Source organism: Paenibacillus sp. GCM10028914 (assembly GCF_042666275.1).
Taxonomy (GTDB): Bacteria; Bacillota; Bacilli; order Paenibacillales; family Paenibacillaceae; genus Paenibacillus_AQ.
Map to the genome: position 1 here is coordinate 569,264 of NZ_JBHTFO010000018.1, position 23,866 is coordinate 593,129.

General features: G+C 36.5%; 36 protein-coding genes. 35 read left to right on the plus strand and 1 reads right to left on the minus strand.

Going from position 1 to position 23,866, the window contains the following annotated elements:
- The first annotated feature begins 13 nt into the window (after positions 1-13).
- Positions 14-463: a nucleoside deaminase gene (locus ACFQV5_RS23130; protein WP_379250422.1), complete on the plus strand. Its 450-nt coding sequence runs from the start codon at positions 14-16 to the stop codon at positions 461-463.
- A 67-nt stretch (positions 464-530) separates the two neighbouring features.
- Here the strand turns inward: ACFQV5_RS23130 and ACFQV5_RS23135 are convergent, their stop codons facing one another.
- Complete coding sequence (locus ACFQV5_RS23135) at positions 531-1,403, minus strand: alpha/beta hydrolase (protein WP_379250424.1); 873 nt, start codon at positions 1,401-1,403, stop codon at positions 531-533.
- 217 nt (positions 1,404-1,620) lie between these two features.
- Here ACFQV5_RS23135 and ACFQV5_RS23140 point away from each other — a divergent pair, with 217 nt between their 5' ends.
- From ACFQV5_RS23140 to ACFQV5_RS23305, 34 genes are all read left to right on the plus strand, one after another.
- Positions 1,621-2,148: a GNAT family N-acetyltransferase gene (locus ACFQV5_RS23140; protein ID WP_379250426.1), complete on the plus strand. Its 528-nt coding sequence runs from the start codon at positions 1,621-1,623 to the stop codon at positions 2,146-2,148.
- A gap of 37 nt (positions 2,149-2,185) precedes the next feature.
- Positions 2,186-2,857: an HAD family hydrolase gene (locus ACFQV5_RS23145; protein ID WP_379250429.1), complete on the plus strand. Its 672-nt coding sequence runs from the start codon at positions 2,186-2,188 to the stop codon at positions 2,855-2,857.
- A gap of 400 nt (positions 2,858-3,257) precedes the next feature.
- Complete coding sequence (locus ACFQV5_RS23150; RefSeq protein ID WP_379250431.1) at positions 3,258-3,665, plus strand: hypothetical protein; 408 nt, start codon at positions 3,258-3,260, stop codon at positions 3,663-3,665.
- Positions 3,666-3,709: 44 nt separating this feature from the next.
- Positions 3,710-4,192 carry a GNAT family N-acetyltransferase gene (locus ACFQV5_RS23155; protein WP_379250433.1) on the plus strand — a complete coding sequence of 161 codons (483 nt, stop codon included), beginning with the start codon at positions 3,710-3,712 and terminating at the stop codon, positions 4,190-4,192.
- Between the two features lie 26 nt (positions 4,193-4,218).
- Positions 4,219-4,668 (plus strand): DinB family protein, encoded by a 450-nt coding sequence (locus ACFQV5_RS23160; RefSeq protein WP_379250434.1) that lies wholly within the window; start codon positions 4,219-4,221, stop codon positions 4,666-4,668.
- A gap of 11 nt (positions 4,669-4,679) precedes the next feature.
- Positions 4,680-5,645 carry an ROK family protein gene (locus ACFQV5_RS23165; RefSeq protein WP_379250436.1) on the plus strand — a complete coding sequence of 322 codons (966 nt, stop codon included), beginning with the start codon at positions 4,680-4,682 and terminating at the stop codon, positions 5,643-5,645.
- 28 nt (positions 5,646-5,673) lie between these two features.
- The gene (locus ACFQV5_RS23170; protein WP_379250438.1) at positions 5,674-6,093 is read left to right on the plus strand and encodes a YhfM domain-containing protein; all 420 of its coding nucleotides are present in this window, start codon (positions 5,674-5,676) and stop codon (positions 6,091-6,093) included.
- Positions 6,094-6,105: 12 nt separating this feature from the next.
- Complete coding sequence (locus ACFQV5_RS23175) at positions 6,106-6,555, plus strand: hypothetical protein (protein ID WP_379250440.1); 450 nt, start codon at positions 6,106-6,108, stop codon at positions 6,553-6,555.
- Positions 6,556-6,655: 100 nt separating this feature from the next.
- Positions 6,656-6,994 carry a hypothetical protein gene (locus ACFQV5_RS23180; RefSeq protein WP_379250442.1) on the plus strand — a complete coding sequence of 113 codons (339 nt, stop codon included), beginning with the start codon at positions 6,656-6,658 and terminating at the stop codon, positions 6,992-6,994.
- Between the two features lie 34 nt (positions 6,995-7,028).
- Complete coding sequence (locus tag ACFQV5_RS23185; RefSeq protein ID WP_379250444.1) at positions 7,029-7,541, plus strand: NUDIX hydrolase; 513 nt, start codon at positions 7,029-7,031, stop codon at positions 7,539-7,541.
- Positions 7,542-7,575: 34 nt separating this feature from the next.
- Positions 7,576-8,190: a bis(5'-nucleosyl)-tetraphosphatase (symmetrical) YqeK gene (gene yqeK, locus ACFQV5_RS23190; RefSeq protein WP_379250446.1), complete on the plus strand. Its 615-nt coding sequence runs from the start codon at positions 7,576-7,578 to the stop codon at positions 8,188-8,190.
- 90 nt (positions 8,191-8,280) lie between these two features.
- Positions 8,281-8,943 carry a hypothetical protein gene (locus ACFQV5_RS23195; RefSeq protein ID WP_379250448.1) on the plus strand — a complete coding sequence of 221 codons (663 nt, stop codon included), beginning with the start codon at positions 8,281-8,283 and terminating at the stop codon, positions 8,941-8,943.
- Entirely contained in the window at positions 8,940-9,485 is a 546-nt protein-coding gene (locus ACFQV5_RS23200; protein ID WP_379250450.1) for a DNA topology modulation protein, read from the plus strand. Before ACFQV5_RS23195 ends, ACFQV5_RS23200 begins: the two co-directional genes overlap by 4 nt.
- Before the next feature lie 45 nt (positions 9,486-9,530).
- Complete coding sequence (locus ACFQV5_RS23205) at positions 9,531-10,142, plus strand: CPBP family intramembrane glutamic endopeptidase (RefSeq protein WP_379250452.1); 612 nt, start codon at positions 9,531-9,533, stop codon at positions 10,140-10,142.
- A 12-nt stretch (positions 10,143-10,154) separates the two neighbouring features.
- Positions 10,155-10,697: a GNAT family N-acetyltransferase gene (locus tag ACFQV5_RS23210; RefSeq protein ID WP_379250454.1), complete on the plus strand. Its 543-nt coding sequence runs from the start codon at positions 10,155-10,157 to the stop codon at positions 10,695-10,697.
- 79 nt (positions 10,698-10,776) lie between these two features.
- The gene (locus ACFQV5_RS23215) at positions 10,777-11,217 is read left to right on the plus strand and encodes a GNAT family N-acetyltransferase (RefSeq protein WP_379250456.1); all 441 of its coding nucleotides are present in this window, start codon (positions 10,777-10,779) and stop codon (positions 11,215-11,217) included.
- Positions 11,218-11,310: 93 nt separating this feature from the next.
- The gene (locus ACFQV5_RS23220) at positions 11,311-11,718 is read left to right on the plus strand and encodes an RDD family protein (RefSeq protein WP_379250458.1); all 408 of its coding nucleotides are present in this window, start codon (positions 11,311-11,313) and stop codon (positions 11,716-11,718) included.
- Positions 11,719-11,913: 195 nt separating this feature from the next.
- Complete coding sequence (locus ACFQV5_RS23225; RefSeq protein WP_379250460.1) at positions 11,914-12,486, plus strand: NUDIX hydrolase; 573 nt, start codon at positions 11,914-11,916, stop codon at positions 12,484-12,486.
- A gap of 42 nt (positions 12,487-12,528) precedes the next feature.
- Positions 12,529-13,083 (plus strand): NUDIX hydrolase, encoded by a 555-nt coding sequence (locus tag ACFQV5_RS23230; protein WP_379250462.1) that lies wholly within the window; start codon positions 12,529-12,531, stop codon positions 13,081-13,083.
- Between the two features lie 25 nt (positions 13,084-13,108).
- On the plus strand, positions 13,109-13,606 hold the full coding sequence (locus ACFQV5_RS23235) for a DUF4362 domain-containing protein (RefSeq protein ID WP_379250464.1): 498 nt from the start codon (positions 13,109-13,111) through the stop codon (positions 13,604-13,606).
- A 51-nt stretch (positions 13,607-13,657) separates the two neighbouring features.
- Entirely contained in the window at positions 13,658-14,383 is a 726-nt protein-coding gene (locus ACFQV5_RS23240; RefSeq protein ID WP_379250466.1) for an undecaprenyl pyrophosphate synthase, read from the plus strand.
- 54 nt (positions 14,384-14,437) lie between these two features.
- Positions 14,438-15,193, plus strand: a complete 756-nt coding sequence (locus ACFQV5_RS23245) for a GNAT family N-acetyltransferase (RefSeq protein ID WP_379250468.1) — start codon at positions 14,438-14,440, stop codon at positions 15,191-15,193.
- Positions 15,194-15,235: 42 nt separating this feature from the next.
- On the plus strand, positions 15,236-15,523 hold the full coding sequence (locus ACFQV5_RS23250; protein ID WP_379250470.1) for a hypothetical protein: 288 nt from the start codon (positions 15,236-15,238) through the stop codon (positions 15,521-15,523).
- Positions 15,524-15,554: 31 nt separating this feature from the next.
- Positions 15,555-16,331, plus strand: a complete 777-nt coding sequence (locus ACFQV5_RS23255; protein ID WP_379250472.1) for an alpha/beta hydrolase — start codon at positions 15,555-15,557, stop codon at positions 16,329-16,331.
- Positions 16,332-16,419: 88 nt separating this feature from the next.
- A complete protein-coding gene (locus ACFQV5_RS23260; RefSeq protein ID WP_379250474.1) occupies positions 16,420-16,959 on the plus strand; it encodes a GNAT family N-acetyltransferase in 540 nt (179 codons plus the stop codon).
- 31 nt (positions 16,960-16,990) lie between these two features.
- Positions 16,991-17,374: a hypothetical protein gene (locus ACFQV5_RS23265; protein ID WP_379250476.1), complete on the plus strand. Its 384-nt coding sequence runs from the start codon at positions 16,991-16,993 to the stop codon at positions 17,372-17,374.
- Between the two features lie 124 nt (positions 17,375-17,498).
- Complete coding sequence (locus ACFQV5_RS23270; protein ID WP_379250478.1) at positions 17,499-18,020, plus strand: hypothetical protein; 522 nt, start codon at positions 17,499-17,501, stop codon at positions 18,018-18,020.
- Positions 18,021-18,045: 25 nt separating this feature from the next.
- The gene (locus ACFQV5_RS23275; RefSeq protein WP_379250480.1) at positions 18,046-18,786 is read left to right on the plus strand and encodes an SDR family NAD(P)-dependent oxidoreductase; all 741 of its coding nucleotides are present in this window, start codon (positions 18,046-18,048) and stop codon (positions 18,784-18,786) included.
- A 96-nt stretch (positions 18,787-18,882) separates the two neighbouring features.
- Complete coding sequence (locus ACFQV5_RS23280; protein WP_379250482.1) at positions 18,883-20,448, plus strand: tetratricopeptide repeat protein; 1,566 nt, start codon at positions 18,883-18,885, stop codon at positions 20,446-20,448.
- 200 nt (positions 20,449-20,648) lie between these two features.
- On the plus strand, positions 20,649-20,924 hold the full coding sequence (locus ACFQV5_RS23285; protein ID WP_379250484.1) for a hypothetical protein: 276 nt from the start codon (positions 20,649-20,651) through the stop codon (positions 20,922-20,924).
- Positions 20,925-20,951: 27 nt separating this feature from the next.
- Positions 20,952-21,545 (plus strand): HAD family hydrolase, encoded by a 594-nt coding sequence (locus ACFQV5_RS23290; protein WP_379250485.1) that lies wholly within the window; start codon positions 20,952-20,954, stop codon positions 21,543-21,545.
- A 19-nt stretch (positions 21,546-21,564) separates the two neighbouring features.
- Complete coding sequence (locus ACFQV5_RS23295) at positions 21,565-22,302, plus strand: metallophosphoesterase family protein (protein ID WP_379250487.1); 738 nt, start codon at positions 21,565-21,567, stop codon at positions 22,300-22,302.
- Between the two features lie 38 nt (positions 22,303-22,340).
- Positions 22,341-22,748 carry a GNAT family N-acetyltransferase gene (locus tag ACFQV5_RS23300; protein WP_379250489.1) on the plus strand — a complete coding sequence of 136 codons (408 nt, stop codon included), beginning with the start codon at positions 22,341-22,343 and terminating at the stop codon, positions 22,746-22,748.
- Between the two features lie 49 nt (positions 22,749-22,797).
- A complete protein-coding gene (locus tag ACFQV5_RS23305; RefSeq protein WP_379250491.1) occupies positions 22,798-23,814 on the plus strand; it encodes a S66 family peptidase in 1,017 nt (338 codons plus the stop codon).
- The last annotated feature ends 52 nt before the right edge of the window (positions 23,815-23,866 follow it).

Sequence of the window (23,866 nt, forward strand, 5' to 3'; positions counted from 1 at the left end):
GAGGAATATTGAAATGGATTACATGAAAATGGCTGTAGATGCAACGATTGAAGGCATGAATAACAAGCTTGGTGGCCCTTTCGGTGCAACCATTGTTAGAGACGGTGAAGTTATTGCTGCTGTTAGCAATACAATGATGAGAGACACGGATCCTTCTGCACATGCTGAAATGGTAGCGATTAGAGAAGCCTGTAAAAAGTTAGATACAATGGACTTATCAGATTGCATAATTTATGCAACATGTGAACCGTGCCCTATGTGTATGGGGGCCATTATCTGGTCGGGGGTCAAAGAAGTTCATTATTGTAGCACTAGAGATGATGCTGCTGAGCATGGCTTCTCTGATATGCATCTTCGTGATTATCTGGCTGGTCGTGATGAAAGTGTAGTGAATATGATTAAAGTTGAAGATCGAGAAGATTGCAATTATCTCTGGACTCATTTTCATGAGTTGAACAAATAATTCATAGGTATGATAAAAAATCCGGCATTGTTTACAGTGCCGGATTTTTTTTGTTTCTTTTACAGTTTTAATCCGAAAGATGCGTCTTTAAAAACTCAATCACCTGATGAAGGGCTTTTTGAACAGTTGGGTTATGAAAGTCCTTTTCAAATACATGTTCTCCATTAGGGATTGTAATTAACTTTGTTGTTATTCCTTCTTTTAATAAAGCTGCTCTCATGAATACGGATTGCTCGTAAGGTACATCTACATCACTGGTTCCGTGTAATAACAATGTAGGTGGATAGTCTTTAGTCACATTAAAAATGGGAGAGAATTTGGTAAGTTCTTCTTTATGTAGCAAAGGGTCTAAGCCTGTTACCGTTTGAATCCAATTACCGGATTGTCTAGCGTATAAGTAGAGGAGGAAGCGCTCTTCAACACTTGCGTTTGTAACAATCTGATCGGAAACTATACTATTTGCAATTTCCTTCGAGATCATATCTTTTTGACAATAGAATGTACTTGGTTCTAACGCCCATGGTGCAGTAATGTCGCCATATCCATAGAATGAGACAATTGCCCGTGGTTTATAGGCGAACGTTCCTGAGCAAAGAGCAAGAAAACCACCTGCGGAACTGCCTACGACTGCGATTCTTTTCGTATCAATGGAGAATTGTTTTGGGCCTTCTTGTACTAACCACTGGAGCCCATCTTGGATGTCCTCAAGGATGTCTGATAATGTAGACTTAGGTGCCAGTCTGTAGTCAATTGAGAATAATGTAAAACCATTGCTAGTGTAAAGGTGTGTCATTTCTTCGGTCAGTTCCCCACGGTCACCCCAAAGCAGCCCTCCCCCATGAATGTATACCACTACAGGAGCATTGGTACAGCTTGTCTCATATAAATCAGCTTTAATTGAATATTGATCATTTTCTTTGAATATAACGGTAGTTTTCATTATTATGATTCACACCTTATCTAGTTTGTATTATGTAACTACTGCACTAATATAATTGTATACTAATCATAAATTTTTGTGATATGATTTGGGTTTATTTCCCTATGTCTATTTAATGTAGATTAATGCTGTTACATAATATAATCAGTAAATTGTTAAAAAACACCAGAATGATTATTTGAGCGGTACTTCTGAGTGAATAAGGAGGAATTTAGGGATGATTATTTTTCGGGATATGGAAAAAAACGATGCTGCTAAAATAGGAGAAATAGATCGATCTGAAAGAATTGAATTCACGTATCGAATGAATGATAAGGGGCTTGAAGTCGTTAACAATCCTCATGATTGCCCAAATTGGCAAGTTCAAGATGTCGAGTGGATTAAAGATAGAACGATATATGAAATTGTAAATGGTGGAAGAGCTATCGGAGCATTCGATGAACACCGTCTAGTAGGTTTTGGAGTGTCAGCTCATAAACTGAGAGGACGAAATAATGATCAGTTACAAATTGTACTCATGTATGTTTCTAATCAATATAGAAGACGAGGAATCGGTACAGCAATCATGAACATGTTGAGTAATGAGGCAGCTCAGCGAGGTGCAAAGTATTTATATATTTCATCGACGGAGACGGAGTCGGCTTATAATTTTTATAAAAGTTGTGGCAGTGAAATCACGGATGAAGTTGACGAAGAATTATTCGATTTAGAGCCGAATGATATACATATGCTGAAGAAGCTTTAAAGACAAGAGAGGGATGCGATTCAGGGGAGGGAGCTAAATGACCATAAAAGCTATATTTCTTGATTTTTATGGAACTGTTGTTCATGAAGATGATGAGATCATTCCAGTAATATGCCAACAAATCAAGAACACCTCTTTAGAGGAATGCTCTATAGAAGAGATAGGCCGTTACTGGTGGAATTTATTTTCTAAGATGTTTCAGAACAGTTATGGTGAATCTTTCGATAATCAAAGAAATCTTGGAGAGCAATCTTTAAATATGACAATACAGCATTTTAATTCGAGTTGTATTGCAGATGATATCATACAAGAACAATTTAAACATTGGCAGGAACCAGGAATATTTGATGATTCGAAAGTGTTTATTGAGTCATGTAATTTACCTATATATATTATTTCTAATATTGATACATCAGATGTGATGGCTGCTATTGAGTATCATCAAATAAAGGTTAGTGGTGTAATTACTAGCGAAGACGTTAGATCTTATAAACCAAGATCAGAAATATTCATGGAAGCGCTTAGAAGATATGATCTTAAGAATACGGAGGTATTGCATGTCGGTGATTCTTTAATTAGTGATATTAAAGGGGCTCAAATGATGGGAATCCGTACAGCATGGATTAATCGAAAGAATAAAATTAGAAAAGATGATATAAAACCAGACTACATTATTAAAGATCTAACAGAATTAAATAGAATATTGTAATGAAGATTTCCGAAATCCTAATACGAAGGGGAATTTATGAAGGTTAATAAACGATTATTAATTGAATCAATCATAGTTTCAAGCTTAATTGTTCTAACCTATTTTGGGTGGGGAATAGTTCGAGGTATGTTATTAACAAAGAATTATGTGCCAGACATCATTGACAGCTATAAAGCAACGGATTATTTAGAGCGTGAAGTTTCTTTGGGTTTAGTAAACAGAAGGAATTGGATAACAGTGCTCTTGGGGTCTGGTGGATTTTTGTTTTTAATAATAACGTATTATTGGATTCGAATTTTGTTGAATAAGATGAATAGTCATCTAAGAAATAAACCTTAGAAACATTCATAGTCCTTTTTTCGTCTAAAAGATAATGCTTTAACAAGCGAGGAGGATTATTATGAAGCAAGTGATTGTATTCTTGTTGCTGATAATTGTAACGGGATGCGGGGAACATGAGGATCCTGTTATTTTGAAAACGATGACATTGTCTGAAGCCTATCCAGGAAATATTACAGAAATAGATAAGATTGAATTATTAGATGGATCTTCTGGGGAAAAGAAAATCATCGAAGATCATGAAGTAATTGCAGAATGGATTAGAAAAATAAAGGATATAGAATTAATGCCTGATGATAATCAAGAAGGAAGCGTTGGTTATATCTTCGGAATAAGTCTTTATGAGAACAACGAAATAAAGCTAGGATTTATACCCAATCAGATTAATGAAGTTTATTACAAAACCAATGATGAATTTACACGAATAATAAAAGAGTTTTTTGAAGAACAATTTGAAAGAGAATTCTAATAAGCTGAAAGTGAGAAGAAATTATGACTATTCATATAAGAAAATTGAATGAACACGATCCTGTCGTTATCTCAAAAGCTTTTAAGGAACAAGGGTGGGATAAGCCCGTTGAGTTGTATCTTCGATATCTTGAGGAGCAGAAAAGTGGCAATAGAGTTTCGATCATAGCTGAGGTTGATCATATTTTCGCTGGTTATGTGAACATATTATGGAACTCATATTATCCTTCTTTTAGAGATAAAGGAATACCAGAGATTAATGATTTTAATGTTTTAATCCAATATCAGCGTCTAGGTGTTGGCTCTAAATTGATGGATCGGGCAGAAGATATCATTAAAGAACGATCTGAGATTGCAGGTATTGGTGTTGGTCTATTTTCAGATTATGGAAACGCACAAATATTGTATGCAAAGCGCGGGTATATACCGGATGGTAAGGGGATTTTTAACAGTCACCGATACATTGAAGGTGGAGATACGGTTACGATAGATGATGACGTTGCACTTTATTTAACTAAGAAGCTGTGATAGTAGAAATGGGGGGCGAAAAGAAGATGAATGAGCAACTATTAGAGCAATTCGAGAGCTTTAATGAGTTCGTTAAGACAATTGATGATGTAACTTGGATTACACCAATTTCTGCTGGAAAGTGGACTGTGAAAGAAGTTATTTCTCATCTATGGAATTGGGATGTATATACATTGGAAGTTATGCTTCCGCAGATGAAAGACCAAGCAGAGATTCCTGAGTTCGCCGATCATGACACTTACAATTTAATAGCAGTGGAAAAAGCGAAGGAATTCTATGATCGAGAAGCATTGATTCGGACTTTTATAGAAACTCGAACATATTTAATTGATCAATTCAGAATGCTAGACAATCCAGAGATGAAATTTTGGATAGGCAATGACAAAATACCATATTCACTTGATAGATATATAGAAATATTTGTTCATCACGATGATCATCATAAAAAACAAATTGAAAAACTGTGCGAGGCGTAGGAGAAATTCAGATGAAACAATTTACTATTGGAATTGATCTCGGTGGTACTAATATTAAAGCGGCTATATTTAATTCTGATTTCAAGGCGGTAATCGAAAAAAGCATTCCTACAGAAGCAGCTATGGGACCTAAGCATGTTCTGGATAAAATCGCAAAAATAATCATGGATATGATTGATACAACAAAACTCTCAATATCTGATATTAAGTGTATGGGTATGGGGATTCCAGGTCTATTAGATCCTAGTGAAGGAGTTTCAATCTTTTCACCTAATTTTCCTAACTGGAAGGATATACATGTTATTAATCATATGAAGACTTTTTTTGATTTTCCAATTTTTATTGATAATGATGTTCGTGTAAATCTCTATGGTGAATGGCGGTATGGTTCTGGGATTGGTTATCAAAACGTAGTATTAATTACTTTAGGAACAGGGTTAGGGTCAGGAATAATCAATGATGGAAAAGTGATTTATGGTAAGACATCAAGTGCTGGGGAAATTGGCCATATGAATATGTACAGAGAAGGTCGTCCTTGTAAATGCGGAAGTTCAGGATGTCTGGGGAGATACGTTTCTGCTGTGGGTATGGTGAATACATTAATTGAAAAACTTAATAATGGTCAACGTAGTATTATACAAGATTGGGTTGGAGCAGATTTAAGTACAATATCGGCAAAAATGATTTCCGAGGCCTATGATCTTGGAGATGATGTGGCCATTGAAGTCATGCATGAAACGGGGAGAATACTGGGTTTTGGTCTTTCTAACGTAATTAACTTATTAAATCCTGAAGTTATTATCGTAGGCGGGGGTATGTCTGCAGCAGGAGATAGATTACTAAATACGGTTCGGGAAACAATAGCTAATCATGCATTAAAGTTATCTAGTCAGGCATGTAAGATTCAGCAGGCACAGCTGGGTGAAAAAGCAGGAATGATAGGTGCAGCTACTTATGCAAACGAGAGACTAAATTAATATAGAAAATTAATGTTAGAGGTGAATCATGAATAAAGTTCTCATGACACTCATATTTCTGCTCATTTTACTGATGGGTTGTCAGGATAATCATGTATCTAAAGATACGTGGGGAAGTAAGCAAAATATCAGAATGGAAGATATTAGCGAGATTGAGATACAGAAGAAAGAAGATTCTGACGTGATTCTACCTGAGCAAGAAATCAATAGCTTTATGAATGCCATAAATCGTGGAGTATATGATGCCGGAAAACTCGACATTGGTCCATCAGATTATACTGTAGAAATTAATTTGAAGAGCGGGAACACCAAGGAGTTATCGATATGGGTTGCCGAGGGCGGCAACCTATTTACGGATCATGATGAAAGTGGACATTACACATTAAGCATGAGTGAGCATACAGAAATAGTTGAAATTCTTAATAATGTATATTCAGAGGGAAAATAATCGGTGAGCAGAATGAAGAAAAGAACATACCTTATATTACTTTTTATACTATGTATAATTGGATTCGTGTTTATTAATTTCAAATATATTGATGTTAAAAATAAACACGATGAGCTTCAGAAAGCAATTGATGACAGATTTAGATATCAACTAAGTAATGTTCAGAGTAGTTTTGGCATGGAAGTAAATGATTACACTTATAGATTTATGTTGTCGAGTGTTTCCAATGCAGTCTCATTATCTGAATTAACTACATTTGAAGATGTGAATGATGAATTGGATGTTAGTTTGCATAGTTTATACGTTTCTTTGAGAGAAGAAAGATCAAAGGATAAGACTCTATTGAGAATAGATGAAATTAGAGAGATATTTTCAATGCTAGTTCTCGAGCCTACAAGTAAAGAGGCTACAGATAAATTGTTCGAAATTACGAAAGAGACTTTCTTTAACGTAGAAGATTAAAGAGAATTATTGACATCATACGACCCGACCTAAGATAAGCTATTTAGGGTCGGGTTGTCTTGTAGAGGTGGATGATATGAGAAGTAGGGAGATGAAGTAGGTGCTAATTGAGGAAGAAGTCATTACTTTGTTAAGAATTGGCTTACTAATTGTTATTGTTCCTGTAATCGCTTTAATTTGTCACTTAATGATTAAGTATAAAAGATATGGATTCGGCTGGTTATTAATTCATTTACTATTGTTTTCTGGTGGAGCTTTTTATTGGGTATGGATACTAGACCACAGATCATATACGAGTTCAATTTATAATTCTGTAGCAATTGCATTCATAGGTATACTGTGGGCAATTAGTATGGTTTTTTTTATTATTGGTTTACTCAATCTAACGAATAAAATCGATGATCGACGGAGGAGCGAGGATGTTAGTAAGAAGAAATAAATCAAATATAGCCTGAATAGAAAGGTGATAAGAGATGTTTTATGTTAATGCACGAGCATTTGTTGAACGTAAAGAAAACGATATTACTGAAATTATTATTCAAACCCGTAATAAAATTAATGAGGTATCGTTGGAATTACCAGGTGGAAGATTAGAATTATACGAACCCATTTTAGAGGGATTAAAACGCGAGGTTTATGAAGAGACTGGTCTAACAGTCATAGAGGTGGAAGGCAGTCATAAACGTATCGATACAAGAGGAATAAATCCTAATTTCGAAGTGGAGTGTTTGGAACCATACTGTGAATACCAAACGATAAGAGGACCCGTTGATTCTGTGGGAATGTATTTTATATGTAAGGTCGAGGGCAGTCTCTTGGAAGTAGGGGATGACAAGAGTGATATCAGATGGGAAACTACTGACGAAATATATAGATTAATGAAAGAAGATCCAAGGCAATTCTCGAATGTTGATCGAGCTGGATTAATGTATTATTTAAAACATAGGTTTGGAAAGAAATTCGAAGATGGCGATAGTGGATCATAACAACGTATTACCGTAATTAAAAGGGGGGGCGCCGATGAATTCTATTTTCAAGCCTTTGACAGAACGTGTTAACTTTACGGGGGATATGAAGACAGATATTTATAATTTTTTATCATCAAATGACTGTCCACATACTGCAGATCATTGTCTGGATGTTGGTTCTGAATCAAGAAGAATCGCTATATTGTTTAATTCTGATCCTAATGCCGCTGAGATTGCAGGATGGCTACATGACATCAGCGCTGTAATTCCTAATCATGAAAGAATAGATGTAGCAAGACAATTACAAATTGAAGTATTGCCTGAAGAAGAGAAATTTCCAATGATTATCCATCAGAAAATCTCGAAGGTAATGGCTAAAGATATCTTTAATGTGACGGATCAAGATATATTAAATGCCGTGGGTTGCCATACCACATTAAGATCAGATTCCACAGTGCTGGATCAGGTATTATTTGTAGCTGACAAAATTAAATGGGATCAGAAAGGTGAACCGCCTTATATTCATGACCTCAATAAAAATTTACAACAATCGTTAGCACACGGAGCATTTTCATATATTAATTTCTTATGGGAGCGAAAAGAAACCCTAAAAGTAATTCATCCTTGGTTAAAAGAGGCGTATGAGGAATTGAAGGTTAAGGTGTAATTAGTGTAGCTGGAACGTGGAGGACACAAACATCATATAACAACATATAAGCGTTACCATTGCTTTTATCGCTAATAAGGAGGAAATAAATTGCCTTGGACAATGGTTCACTTAGCCATCTCAGATCAAATATATACTGGAGATTCTTCACCGAATCTTTTGTTAGGAAGTATATCTCCTGATGCCATACATATGAGAGGAAAGATAACTAGAGAGGATAAAGGACTTACTCATCTCGTGCAAAACAATAACCTTCCGGCTAAAGAAGTTATTATGGAGAAGTTAAAAGAATATTTATTGATGCAATCAGAGTCTGAATGGAAGGACTTTGTAATAGGTTACTTCTCACATATATACACCGATTTAAGATGGACGGAAACCATATACGCTGAGTTTGAGAGTGAGTATAAAGGTGAGAAGACCGATTTAAGAAAGACCTATAACAATGAAGTTAGTCAGTTAGAATTTAATCTAACAAGAGATGTAGAGAACTCAGACATACTGTTAAGAAAGTTTTTAAAAGCAAGAGGTTTCGAGATAAGCCCCTTTGTTACGCTAGATGAAATCAATCAATTCAGAGATATTAAGGTGAAGTGGTTCCAGGATCCTAAAAATGAGCCATTAATATCACCGATATATTTTACTGCAGATCGAATCAAGAGATTTATAAGTGAAACTTCTAATGAAATAACCGATTTATTTAATGATTACAATATTAATGAGATAAGCGCAAATAGTAGGGGAAATCGATGAAAATAATGATAATTGGTTCACCTGGATCAGGGAAGTCAACATTCTCTCGAAGGCTCGGAGGGGTATTGGAATTACCGCTGTATCATTTAGATGCTTATTATTGGAAGCCAGGATGGGTAGAGACTAGTAAGGACGAATGGATTGAATTTATTAATCAATTAGTACTGAAGGATAATTGGATTATCGACGGGCATTATGGTGGGACAATGGATGTAAGAATGCATGCATCGGATGTTATTATTTTCTTTGACTTATCGCCGTTGATTACGACATACAGAGTAATAAAACGTAGAATACAATATCATGGCAAGACCAGACCAGATTTAAATGAAGGTTGTCCAGAGTCGATTGATTGGCAGTTAATAAAGTATGCTTGGAATTTTAGAAGAGATAAAAGGGCTAATATTATAAATAAATTAAAGAATCAATCTAAGGACAAAAAGATCATTATTATAAAGCAGCCAAAAGAAGCAAGAAAGATATTAAATGATATTCAGATTAATGGTTTAAGCTATTTCGAAAAAGTCGAGATCGCCCTTTAACAAAACTTATTTTCTTAGACGAAGAGTATCAGTTGGAGGTAAACAATGTTCGAAGTCTTGATATTATCTTTATTACTTACTTTTTCATATAAGTTTGTTGAAATAGGTATTAAATCGTCTAAGATTCTGCAAAACTACAGTATTTATTTTTGGGCAGTTATCATAATGATTGTGGTTCCTTTTTATAAGGATAATTATATCTTCAGTTTACCAGCAAATATTATGAGGGTAATGCCCATTTTCTTAGTAATTGTTTTTGCCAATTACTTATTATCTCGATTTTCGGGATATAATCCTGTTGGTAAATTCAACATAATCAATTTTATAATTGTATATCCAATTATTGAAGAACTAATCTTTAGAGGGTTAATCCTTCCCAGTTTAAATCAGAATTTAAATTCAGGTGTGTTTTTAGAAGTAATGTATATGCCGGTGACAGTTCCCGTGATTATTTCTGCCCTACTATTTGCTATTTCTCATCTACAATATTATGGATTATCTTTAATTAGTATAAGATATATGGTTTTTGCTTTTTTCGGGGGAATTGTTTTTGGAGCAATTACAGATTTAACAGAATCGATTTTATTATCGTGTATTTTGCACATTGAATTTAATGCATTGGCGGTCTACTTCGCAAATAAATCCAGATTAAGGTGAGAACGTAAGGACATGAATAATACTGAAAATATAGAAGTTCGAAGAGCTGAGAAGACAGAAAAGGCAATCATAAGGAATCTGATGGAGTATTACCAGTATGACGCGACAGAATTTAGTAATGAAGATCCGTGTTCTTTGGGTTTGTTCGGTTATAAGTATTTGGATCATTACTGGACTGAGCATGGCAATGAAGTTGAAGGTAGAATTCCCTATCTTGTAAAAGTGAATGGCAATTTAGCGGGGTTTGTTCTCATCAATAACTTTAGTCTTTATGATCGGAAGCCTGATGTTAAGACAAATACGATTGCTGAATTTTTTATAATGCGAAAGTGGAGAAAGCTAGGAGTAGGAAGGAAAGCAGCGATAAAAATTTTTGATAATCATCAGGGAAACTGGGAAGTGAAGCAGGAGAAGGAGAATTATGTTGCTCAGATATTCTGGGAATCTGTCATACAACAATATAGTAATGGAAGATATACAAAGATAGAATCGTTTCTTCCCAAGTGGGAAGGACCAATAATAATATTTAATAACCAATATGAAATACAAGTGTAGGAACTTGAAGAGACAAGTCACCTAACAACGTATAGTGAATTTACTTGTACAATAAAATGAGTGAGGATGAGCTCGTGTTATGAATATTAGAGAATATGAACCTAATGATTTAGTACAATGTCTTCATTTATTCATTGATGTATTCAACAAAGAACCTTGGAATGAAAAGTGGACCATGGATCGTGCTGAACTATATCTACAGAATTATATAAATACACCAGGATTTATTGGGGTTTTATCAGAACAAGACGAAACTGTAGATGGTTTTATTTTTGGAGTAAACAAGCCCTTGTGGAGTGGTGATGAGTTTTTTATTAATGAAATGTGTGTAAGAACGGATAGACATAGATCAGGGACAGGAACAAAGATGCTTCAATATCTTGAGCGGATCTTAATCAAAGATGGAATTACAGACATAGCGTTACTTACGAACAGAAATATTCCAGCAGAACAATTTTATTTAAAAAATGGTTTTGAAGAAATTAGCAGACTTGTTTTTTTAGCTAAACATATCGATTAGTGGATAATACGTCGATGTAGAGAATATACATGAATAGAATTAGCGAAGAGGGCTCCAAGAAAATCGAGTAACAATGAGTCGGGAGTGGATAGGATGGAGAGGGAAGCTGGATTTTGGATCCGATTAGGTGCTCAATTGTTAGATGCCCTGATCGTTGGGATCCCATTAGGCATACTTTCTCTATCAATTGATGGTGGAACTGATAGAGAATCCGTCACTGATATTTTGGGCTTCTTATATTCACTGTTGTTACCTGTATTTTGGAATGGATATACCATAGGGAAGCGTATATGCAGAATACGTATCCGAAAGGTGAACGACCATATGCCTCCTGGGTTTGTCACCATGCTATTACGTAACATGGTTGGAGGTTTAGTTTATGCATTTACTTTTGGAATCGGATTAATCGCAAGTATCATTATGGTCTGCGTGAGAGAAGATAAACGCTCACTTCATGATTATATTGCAGGAACAGAAGTGATTTATGATGATGGTTACTAAGCGTTCTAGCCCATGGCTAGGGCGTTTTTTTTATGCAAGTGCTATTTAAAGATGAAAAGAATATGTTGTTTCTGTCAAAAACCAAGATGAACGCACTTATTTACTCTTTCTTCTCTATGTATCACACTTAGGAATAAATGGTATATTATTGAATATGCGATCATGATAGAGAAGGAAAGGGAGAGATTAAGAGATATGAAAATAATTGATTTAAATGAATATCCAACCCTATCCGGTTTGATTGATTGGGGGATTGTGAAGTCTAATTTTGCCTTTACGAATACCGTTGATGAAAGCATGGTTAGTAACGTAAGTATCATACCGTTTAGTGGAAGTAAATGTGTTATTTTTCAAATTGATAATGGAAATTGGGAGCTTCCCGGGGGAACTTTAGAAGCAGGAGAGATATACATTGACGGCTTAAAACGGGAAGTGATGGAGGAGCTTGGAGCTGAGCTATTGTCATATCATGTATTTGGTCAGTTCAATTGTGTTTCCAGTGCCAAAACACCTTACAAATCTCATATTCCTCATCCCAACTTCGTTAGGCTTCTTGGACATGGTGAAGTTAAGATTGTTGGAGAACCTTTGAATCCTGATGATGGTGAGAAAGTGATCGCCGTTGAATTAGTTGATATTGATGAGGCAATCAAGAGATTTGAAGAGATCAAGCGATATGATATAGCCGAGATGTATAAACTTGCTTTTCAAATACGTGAGCATAACAAAAAGAAAGACTTATTAGAGAATAAGAGTTATTCAGAATGACTCTAGCTATCAAGCAATTTAGAAGAGCACAAAGGAGTTCATATGCTTAAATACAATTTATGTTTAATCAGACAGGGTACGAAAATTTTATTGTTGAATCGAGAGTCTTTACCATGGATGGGATGTTGGAATGGAGTAGGCGGGAAATTAGAAGAGAACGAGGAACCGAGACTTTCTGTTGTGCGAGAAATTTTTGAAGAAACCGAAATCGACCCTCCGATCATTCAATTCAAAGGTTTAATTACTTGGACAACAGTTGATGGCAAGGGCTTCGGGGGGATGTATTTATATTTGGCTGACTTGCCTGAGGATTATCCGTATAAGGCCCCCAGAATAACAGAAGAAGGAATACTGGACTGGAAGGAGATCGATTGGATTTTACATCCTGAGAACCTTGGCGTTGCTTCGAACATACCTAGCTGCTTAGAGAAAATACTCAATGAAAAAGAGTGCTACAATCATCATAGTATATTTTCAGGGAATAAGATGATCAATCAAACATCATCTGTATTAGATGCGAGAATAGAAGAGGATGGGGCTCTGAGAAAAGCATATTTGAGTAAATACGTTGAAGAAAATTGTCGCGTAATTTCTTGAAAATCGTGATCAGTGGAGGTGAGCGATGATGAAGAGATTTGTTATTTTGACGATCATGTTATTTGTGCTTTCTTCTTGTAATTCTAGACCCAGTGATGAGATTAATTCATTGCACTCAAATCTATCTTTCGGTGAGGCGAAAGAACAAGGATATGTTGTTGCAGGACCATCTGGTCTAGCTAATGTGGATAAAATGGAAAAGTTCTTCGAGGATTATCAGAATAAAAATAAAAGTAAGATTACTCTTGCTCGTTATACGGATGAAGGTGATCCAATTTTTGTTGATCCTGAGTTTGATGGTGAGAGAATTGTATATGCATACGATAATACATGGGATGAATTCGGGGGACAAGATAAAGGTGTAAGAGAAACAACCTGCATGCAAATGGGTAAACGAAGCGGGCCAAGGGCTGATCAAATAGGGACAGAATATTACCTGACATCTTGTTCAGAAGATGTTGGTTATAGCGATCCAGAGAAAAAGGAGTATTTCTTGTTGTTTGTCTTTGATAAAGAAAAATAATAAATACTATTAAATTAGAGATAAACTCAAAAATCAGTAGGAGGTCTAAAGATGCTGTTTAAGAAATCTAATCATACAATCCCTGAAGAGGTATTAATGGAAACTATCCCCGAGCACATAGCGATTATGATGGATGGAAACGGACGATGGGCTAAAAAACGCGGATTACCAAGAACCTCTGGTCATTATGCTGGCATGAACACAATGCGTGAGATTATTCGAAATTGTCATGAATTGAAAGTTAAGTACCTTACACTTTATGCTTTTTCAACTGAGAATTGGACTAGACCTGAAGAAGAAGTCAATTATTTAATACATCTTCCCAAGCTTTTTTTTCAAAAGGAAACAATAGATGAAATCAAGAGAGGGAATATGCAAATTCGTTATATTGGAGATACAACTAAATTTCCAAAGGCAATACAAGATATCATGCAAGAAAGTGTAGAGATGACTCAGATGAATACCGGAATGATCATTAATTTTGCCATGAATTATGGTGGTAAGGCAGATATCATTCAAGCCATACAACACTGCTTACAAGATAATATCGATTTAAGCGAAATGACTGAGGAGATATTTGAATCTTATTTATACACAAAAGGATGTCCCGCACCTGATCTCATCATTAGAACGAGTGGAGAGAAGAGGCTGAGTAATTTTTTATTGTGGCAATCAGCACAAGCAGAGCTGTGGTTTACAGAAACATTATGGCCAGATTTCAATCGGGACTTATTAGTATCAGCTATAGCTGAATATAAGGAAAGAAAGAATAGATAGTCTATTTCGTACAGTTAAGAGCAGGGGAAATATATAACTAAGGTTGTGTGTTTCATGTATAAAAAGATAGAAGAATACTCTCTAAATGGTTGGCCAGCATTACAGACATTCGTATATGATGGATGGCTTTTGCGTTTTGCGAATGGATTTACGAAAAGATCGAACTCTATTAACCCAATCTATCAAGGTAATGATCAGGGGGTTGAAGAGAAGATTGGAAGATGCGAAACAATTTATTCGCAGAATGGATTGGATACGGTCTTTAAAATAACTCCGTTTGTTATACCATCCCAATTAGATAGCATCTTAGCCCAGCGTGAATACGAAATTATTGACCTTACGAGTGTGCAGACCGTCGATTTATCACTAATCGAGGAACCAAGACTAAACAATGTGAGCATACATAATGAAATTAATAACGAATGGTTAGATGTTTTGAGAATTCTTAATAATCTTTCAAGTGCCCATGTAGAAATCACAAGAAATTTATTGTCTAGTTCGTATCTGAAAAAAGGCTTCTTTGTACTTTATGATCATTTGATGCCAGTTGCATGTGGGTTCGGTGTGATCGAACAAAATTACGTTGGTCTGTATGATATTATTACAGATCCCAAATTTAGGAATCAGGGATATGGCAGAGAATTAATCTTACATATTTTAAAATGGGCTAAGCTGAATGGGGCCACTCATGGTTACTTACAAGTAGTCAAAGGTAATTCACCAGCACTGAGATTATATGAGAAAGTTGGATTTAAAGAGATATATACATATTGGTACAGATACAAAAAATATAGAAATACGCTTTATTAAAAGTCTTATAACAACGGATCATATTATGAGAGGGGTTATCTAATGACGATTTGTATAAACAAAAATGGTGATATTTTTGAAGAGTTGATCTCCATCTCCGAAGATCAGTTAGATGAAACAAACTTGGATTATCCCATCACCCATGCTCTGGTCGTTGCTAAAAGCAGACAAGGTTATTTGCTTCTCTTTAATACCTGGAAACAGCAATGGGAACTGGCCGGAGGTCCTTTCGTAAAAAATGATGAAGCAGATGAAATTGTTTTCTGGGATGGAGAACAAAACATAGGTTACATTGACGAGATTGACAAAGAACTTTTGAAATTCTATTAAGCTCTCAATCCAAGTGAGTGGAGATGATAATATGCGAGCTATTGAATTTGACTATCCTCTGATCCAAAAGACTTACAAGGTGGTAAATCGTCGAAACCTATCATTGTATATCTTCAATCCCGAAGATTATGGAGCCAATAGATCGGTGATTTTATTTTTCAATGGAGGAAGTTTTAAAAAGGGACCCCTAACACCTACACAGTTTCAACATCAAGCTAAATATTTCTCAACTCTAGGGTTAGTAACGATATGTGTGGATTATCGAAATGGGCATGATGAGAAATTCACTCCAGTACAAGCTATATGTGATGTGAAATCTGCTGTGCGCTGGGTAAGGGAGAACAGTGAAGAATTAGGTGTGGATCCAAGTAAAGTTATCGTTTGTGGCGCTTCTGCAGGGGGTTATATTGCTGTTTCGTCCATTATGTTTTCAGAACTAGACGATGAAGACAATACTACCGATCATGTGCCTAATATTTTAATTGTGTATGCAGCAGTCATGGATGCAACAGACATTATGACTCGTCTTTTCCCTGAGTTGGTAGAAATATCAGAAAGTATGTCTCCAATACATCATATAAAGCCATGTTTGCCACCAACACTTTGGATGTGTGGAACAGCGGACGATGACTATGATCAAAATAAAGAGTTCACTGATCGAATGAGAGAAATGGGAAGTGACATTCAATTTACTACCTACGAAGGAATGGAACACGGTTTCTTTAATTATGGAAGACATGACAACATATATTTCGAGAGAACAATAAGGGAAATGGAAAGCTACCTAAGAAATGCAGGATACTTATAAGCTGAGATGGATTAAAAGAGATATTTTTCAGGAGTAGAAGAAGGTCAATTATTATGAACATGCCAGTCTTGAAAGAGGAGGGAATAAATTGAACGTTTCAATCCGTTTAACGGATCAATCTACAAAATTTATTGTAAATAATCTATATCCGCTATACTTACATGATTTGTCTGAGATCTGGGGATGGAAGCCAAATAAATATGGTGTTTATGAAGATGATGAGACAATGACTTTAAATGACCAAAACAAAGTTTTTGATGTCTGGTGGAAGAATGAATCAGTACTGTTTCCCTATTTAATTAGGGTTGATGAAATCCCAGCAGGATTTGCGTTCGTAGCCACGCCACCCTACACCCCTCATGGAAGTGAGTATTATTTGAATGAGTTTTTTATGTTAAGACCATTTCGTGGTAAAGGTGCTGCAGAAGCTGCAGCGATACAAATGTTTAATAGCCATAAGGGGACATGGGAAATACAGACTAATCCCGGAGATGCTAACAAGAGAGCTCAATCCTTTTGGAGAAGAACATTAAATCATTACACTTCAGGATCTTACCAAGAGGAGTACGCAGATACAACAAATGATAATTATAAGTTAATCTTCCGGTTTGATAATCGTATGATTTAACATACATCCTTATATCGAAGGAGTGATATCAATGAAATCACCGGGTGGCTCAATATTTCCGTATTATTACAAGGGTGGAGAAATCCACTGTCTGAAGTATGGAAACAAATATAAAAATAAAGAAGCTCTTTTTCATTTGATGAAACAGGAGGAAGAGTTTATTACAGCGACAAATCGACGATTAAAAATCTGGGTGGATTTTTACAAGACTTCGATATCCGACAGCGTATTGATAGCATTTGTTGAGAATATTAAGCGACTAAACAACCATATTCATAAGATATCCATCGTTGGTTTATCCGGCATCAATATTTGGAGACTGAAGAGAAAAATAAGAAAATCAAACCTAATATTGAATTTGTCTTTTTATGCTGATCCAGAAGAGGCAAAATCCTGGTTAGTAAGTGAAAGATAACTGATCGAGTCCTTAGGGGAACATCTTAATGTCTGCTAACAACCTAGACTCATTTCCCTCTAGCTGAATTATCACTTCAGACGTTACGAGTAAGGATGTGAACACCGTTCGAACAATAGTTAGGATGAGATTGATATGGCTGTTCATTGTAGGTGTGCCAATATTTTTAATTTTTTATCATAGTCCTGAGGAAATTTCCCGGTCATATTCTGCAATGGAGTATAGTGATGACGAATTTAGACCAGTAAGTATAACTTTGAATCTTACGATGAAAAAGCGGCTGTTCTCGAAGCATTTAATTGATGGAACGGTAGAAATTGATGGTAATAGATTTGAAGTATCTAATCATCTCGCTTTTAATGAAGATCGACCTGAAGACGATGGAAAGGTAAAACTTGAAGATTCTAGAAACCCTTTAGAGAAGTTACGTGAGCGTTTAAACGCTAAAACTTATGAGTTAAGACGAAGGATCGTAGGATATGAGGGATATAGGATAAAGGATGAGTTGGTGATATTTATAGAAACCACGAAAGATTTCAAGTATCTTAATGCTTATAGGCCTAATGAGAACAATAATGGATTGAATTATATAGCACCAGCAAACAACATGGATGATGTGAAGGGAGTATCAAAAGTCTTTTATTAAATGTGATGGGGAGGGAACACTTTTTATGTGTAAAAATCATTTCATTATTACAGGAACGTCGCGGGGAATCGGCGAACAATTAGCCAAGTTGTTGCTTGAGAGAGGGGACTGTGTCCACGGTATCTCAAGAGGAAATTCGAATGTTCTAAACCAGTATAAGGATTACTCACATACCAATTTTGATTTGAGTAATATAACCGGAATAGAGACCTTAATTCGTGAGATTCTAAGCCAAATGGATCTTACCAGCACGGAAATGATATGCCTCATTAATAATGCAGCCATGCTTGAACCACTGAAGACTATTGATAAATGTACAGCCGAAGAAATAAACCTCCACATGCAAACGACCCTAATCGCTCCGATTGTATTGACATCCTGTTTCATAAATCAAACCGATCATACACATTCTAGACGAAAAATCATTAATATATCATCAGGTTCAGGGACCTATCCAGCACCTGCGATGAGTGTGTACTGCAGTGCAAAAGCTGGCATAAATATGTTCACCCAGTGTGTTGGAATAGAACAAGCTAATCGCCAATCCCCTGTCGAAATTATTTCAGTTGATCCTGGAATGGTTGAAACTGATCTGCAGATTACGGCAAGAGGAAAAAGTGACGAAGATTTTGAAATGGCAAAATATTTTAAACAAGCGCATGAAACAGGACAATTACTTACTACAGAGGCTCTTGGAGAGCATATTTTACATATCATAGATAAGAAGATAGAGTCCGGAAACCTAGTGAAATATAATGAACATTAAGGTAGTTGAATAACTCTTGGTTTGGGTACGAGCCATTTATATGGTACGATTCTAGAGATTGATCTTAATGTTATAGAGAGAGCAGGTTTATTGGGAATGACAGAAATTAATCAACAACGCTACCGCTTCAGTGATGCGCCGATTTGGGAGTTACAACGTAATTATTATGAAGAAGAAGGTATGAAAGCTTGGAATAATGATCAGGTTCCACAGTATATAACGAGCAATCCGATGATTGCTACAACCTATGCAGAAATGATTTTTGGATTTCTTCGGGATCAGGCAGACAAAGGTGAGGTTTCTGAACCGGTAACTATTGTGGAGCTTGGTGCTGGAGCAGGCCGATTTGCATATCATGTACTGCATAAGTTGTGTGAATTGAGGGATTATGCAGGGATTTCTATCCCCCCGTTTCGTTACGTTATAACCGACTTGCCTATGAAAAATGTTACCGCTTGGAGGAATCATCCTGCACTTCAACCCTATATACAGCAGGGATTGGTGGATTTTGCGCGGTTTGATGCCGTGAATGATACGGAACTAAATTTGGTCGTATCCAATACGACTATACGGCAAGGAGATTTGAAGCAGCCACTTCTTATCATTGCTAATTATTTTTTTGATGGTATTCCGCAAGAGTTGATATATGTCGGGGATGGAAAGATATTTGAATGTGATGTTTTAGTTGAGACTCCTGATGAGGCAAAGTCTCTGAAACCATCAGAAGCTCTAAGTCTTATGAAACTTAGTTACGAACATCGCCGGGCGCCTGAATATGAAGCTGTGAACTATCCGTATCGTGATGTAATCGCGCTTTATCAGCAGGAGCTTGAAGATTCGCACATTCTGTTTCCTCAGGCTGGATTGATATGCTTGGAGCGGTTAAATCAATTATCTCAGGCAGGGTTTCTCCTCCTCACGGCTGATAAAGGTGATCACCTAATCGAGAACTTTAAGTTCGCAGAGCCGCCTGAATTAATTCGTCATGGCAGTTTCTCGTTTAATGCTAACTATCATGCTTTGCAGCATGTGTTTGAGCAAAGAGGTGCACACACCCTATTCACCACCCACCATTATAAAAATATTAATGTTGGCTGTATATTCATGTTAGATAAGCCGATGAGTTATGTGAATACCCGGCTCGCTTTCCGGCAGTTTATCGATCGCTTTGGTCCAGATGATTTCTTCAGTATGAAGGAGTGGGTAGACCCGCGCATAGATACGATGGGACTGCAACAAATTTTGGCGTTTTGGCGTTTGGGTGGGTATGATGCAGAGTTCTTCATCCAGAGCGCAAAGCGGATCTCAACTCTCCTTCCCGAAGCCAACATTGAAGAGCTGCAGGATATCCAAACAGGCATACACATCATGTGGTCTTCGTATTATGAGATGGAGCAGCGCTATGATCTAGCATTGGACGCCGGGCTTTTGCTCTTCGAGATGGATATGTACGAAGATGCGAAACATTATCTAGAGATCTCTGTAGAGACAGATGAAGATGAGCCTGTACCGACCGTTCTTTATTGTTTGGCTATATGTTGTTACGAGCTTGAATTAGATGAAGAGGCATTGGAATATACGAGAGAGGCACTCGTTCTGGAACCAGGCCATGAAGAAGCCTTGGCGCTCTTGAAGTGTTTTGAAGGAATGGAAATACGTTAGCATAAACATACAACCAACCTAACAACATACAATATTACACGACCCAGTCTAAGGCAATTGCAATCTCAGGCTGGGTTGTTCTTTACCAAAAATCATAGAATTGCAGGGGAAGTAATGAAGAATCTAAAGTATATTGCATTTTTTATAATCTTCGCATTGGGAAGTTTATTGTTTTATTTTTTTTATCGGACAGTCCCATCATGGATACAACGTATAATCGTTTAATCGTATTGGAGAACTTCGGGAACGATGAGGTCGTTACAATTACAGATAAGACGGAAATTGAGTGGATCATATCGAAAGTGAACAACTCCCCTAGGAAAGATGCTTCTTCAATAGTTTTAGAACATGGGCCCGATGGTACTATGATTTTTCAAGGAGATCGAAATACGAAAGAAGTACACTTTTTTACTGACTCGGGATCTGTATTGACAGACAATTATATAATTGATGCCAATCTACAGTTTGAACCATAGATATATGCAACTCATGAAGGGAGCAATATGACCAAACATCAATTAGTGTTAGATGTAGCAGGTGTGTTAATAACCAACATGTCCCCATTATTCTGGAATGAGATCGCTGAACTATCTGGCGCTTCTAATAACGCATTTAAATCGATGTTTAATCTGGAAATAAGAGAGTTATTCTGGTCAGGGATATTATCCGAAGAAGTATTTTGGCAATGGCTTAATGAAAAGTCCTCAGCTATTGAAATCCCCCATGCCAGAACCGTTTTGTTTAAGCATCTTCAGACGCTACCGGCATTCGAGCATATTCCTAAGTGGAGTCAACATGCGGATGTACATCTCCTTAGTAATCATCGCGAAGAATGGTTATTGCCTGTACTAAGACCTATTGTCCCCTACTTAAAAAGTATGACTATATCAAGTGTAGTAGGGTGCTGTAAGCCTGATGCTGCGATTTATCAAGTAGTGAATTCAAAATTAGAACCCAATATCCAAGTGATATTTATAGATGATCAAGAGAAAAACTTGAAAGTTCCACAGGATTTAAATTGGAGTACGATAATTGCAGATCAAGAAGGTAAATGGATCGAGCGAATACAATATATTTTAGAGAATAATCAGGCTTGATGTGATAGGAGGAATCAGAATGTTAACAAAGATCGCTTTTATTTCAGATATCCATGGTAATTTGCCAGCGTTGGAAGCTGTCCTAGAAGATATATCAGACAGAAACATAGAAACCGTATATTGCTTGGGTGATCTTATTGGGAAAGGTCCAAGCGGAGATAAAGTAGTTGATCTAATCTCACAAAGATGTGAAAAGGTGATTCAAGGAAATTGGGACGATTTCATCTCCAAGCCAGCGCATGATGAAGCGCTAAAATGGCATCAAGAAAATCTGGGACCCGAAAGGTTAGCTTACTTAAGCTCATTACCATTCACTTTCGAATTTATGATGAGCGGCAAGTATATAAGGATTTTTCACGCATCTCCTAGAAGCTTATATGAACGAGTTCAACCTTGGGATACCTATGAAACAAGATTATCTTTGTTCAGTAGTTCCGAATTATGTATGAATTCCATTGAAGCGGATGTGGTTATCTATGGAGATATCCATAATGCATATATGCAGCATCTTCAGAGTAAGACATTGATAAATACCGGAAGCGTAGGTAACCCATTAGAGATAACGCAAGCTTCTTATGTCATATTAGAGGGAAGTTACGAGGATTCATCTCCTGCACCTTTTAGCGTCCAATTCGTTCGTGTTCCTTATGATATTGAGCTTTCGATCCAGCAAGCAATGGATGCAGAGATGCCACTATTAACCGAATATGCCAGTGAATTGCGCACAGCGATATACCGTGGATTAAAGAACAAATAAATATTATTAGTAATAAAAGTGTGAAGGAGGATGAACGTATGGAAGTACAATTCAATGACTATTTGATAAGTACAGACAAGACCCTCTTAAACTATGAAACCATACATAAGTTATTAGCTCAGACGTATTGGGCGAATAAAAGGTCGATAGAACGAATAAATAAATCCATTGAAACATCACTTTGTTTCGGTGTTTATCATGGGAATCGGCAGATTGGCTTTGCTCGAATAATTACTGATTGGGCTACTACTTACTGGCTATGTGATGTCGTCATAGAGGATCTTTATAGAGGTAAAGGAATTGGTACAAGACTGGTAGAGACCATTATATCAAGTGAAGATCTTAAAGACCTATCGGGATTTCTAGGTACTGCCGATGCTCATGGATTGTATGAACAATATGGATTTGTTAAAGATGCTGATAGATTTATGGTAAGAAGACCATAAAGATAGGTCGAACCTGACAATAAAATAACTACTGGGGAGGAGACTTGATGTGATTAGATATCCGGTTTTAGAAGAAGGAGCAACGATAGGTACAACCGCCCTCTCATCTGGTGTAAGAATGGAACTTCATGATCTATTGAAACTTTCTTGTAGCCGTCTGAAGACCAAGGGATTCAACGTAATCTGTGGAGAAACCGTATGGACTCAAGATAAGACGAAGTCCTCTCCCGCAAGAACTCGTGCAACTGAATTTAATGAAATGATGCAAGATAATCAGATTGATCTGATTATTCCACCATGGGGCGGAGAACTATTAATAGAAATACTTGAGCATATAGATTTTGAGAATTTAAAGATAAAGTGGATTTTAGGCTACTCAGATATTAGCGTATTATTGTTAGCAATCACCTTAAAAACAGGTTTAGCTACGGCTCATGGTACGAATCTTATTGATTTAAGGGGAGAACTTTCCGATAACACAACAGCGATGTGGCATTCTGTATTATCAACCATGATTGGGGAATCAGTTACTCAACATTCGTCAGAGTATTATCAAAAGGAATGGAATCACACTGAAACTTCTCCATATGTTTTTCACTTAACAGAGCAGACATATTGGAATGCAATTCCGAATACCAAGATGAAAATAGAAGGTCGTTTACTTGGCGGATGTATAGATGTGATAAGGCATCTGATTGGGACTCCATTTGGTGATGTGAGATATTTTCAACAGGAATATATTCATAATGAACCGATAATTTGGTATTTAGAAAATTGTGAACTATCAACAACCGATTTACGCAGATCATTGGTTCAGATGAAACTAGCAGGTTGGTTTGACCATTGTACGGCGCTCATGTTTGGTAGAAGCGAAGCAAATCAACCAGTTGAGAATTTTACAGTGGAGGATGTATACATCGAACTCTCAGCGGAATTGCAGATCTCTATAGTCTATGACATTGATTGTGGCCATGTTCCACCACAAATAACGTTCATAAACGGCGCATATGCTGAAATAGAAATTACAGAGGGTAAAGGTTCAGTAAAGCAGTATTTTAAAGAATAAACGAAATAGTTGATGTAATTAACAATATGATTCTCGAATATCGAAAAACCGA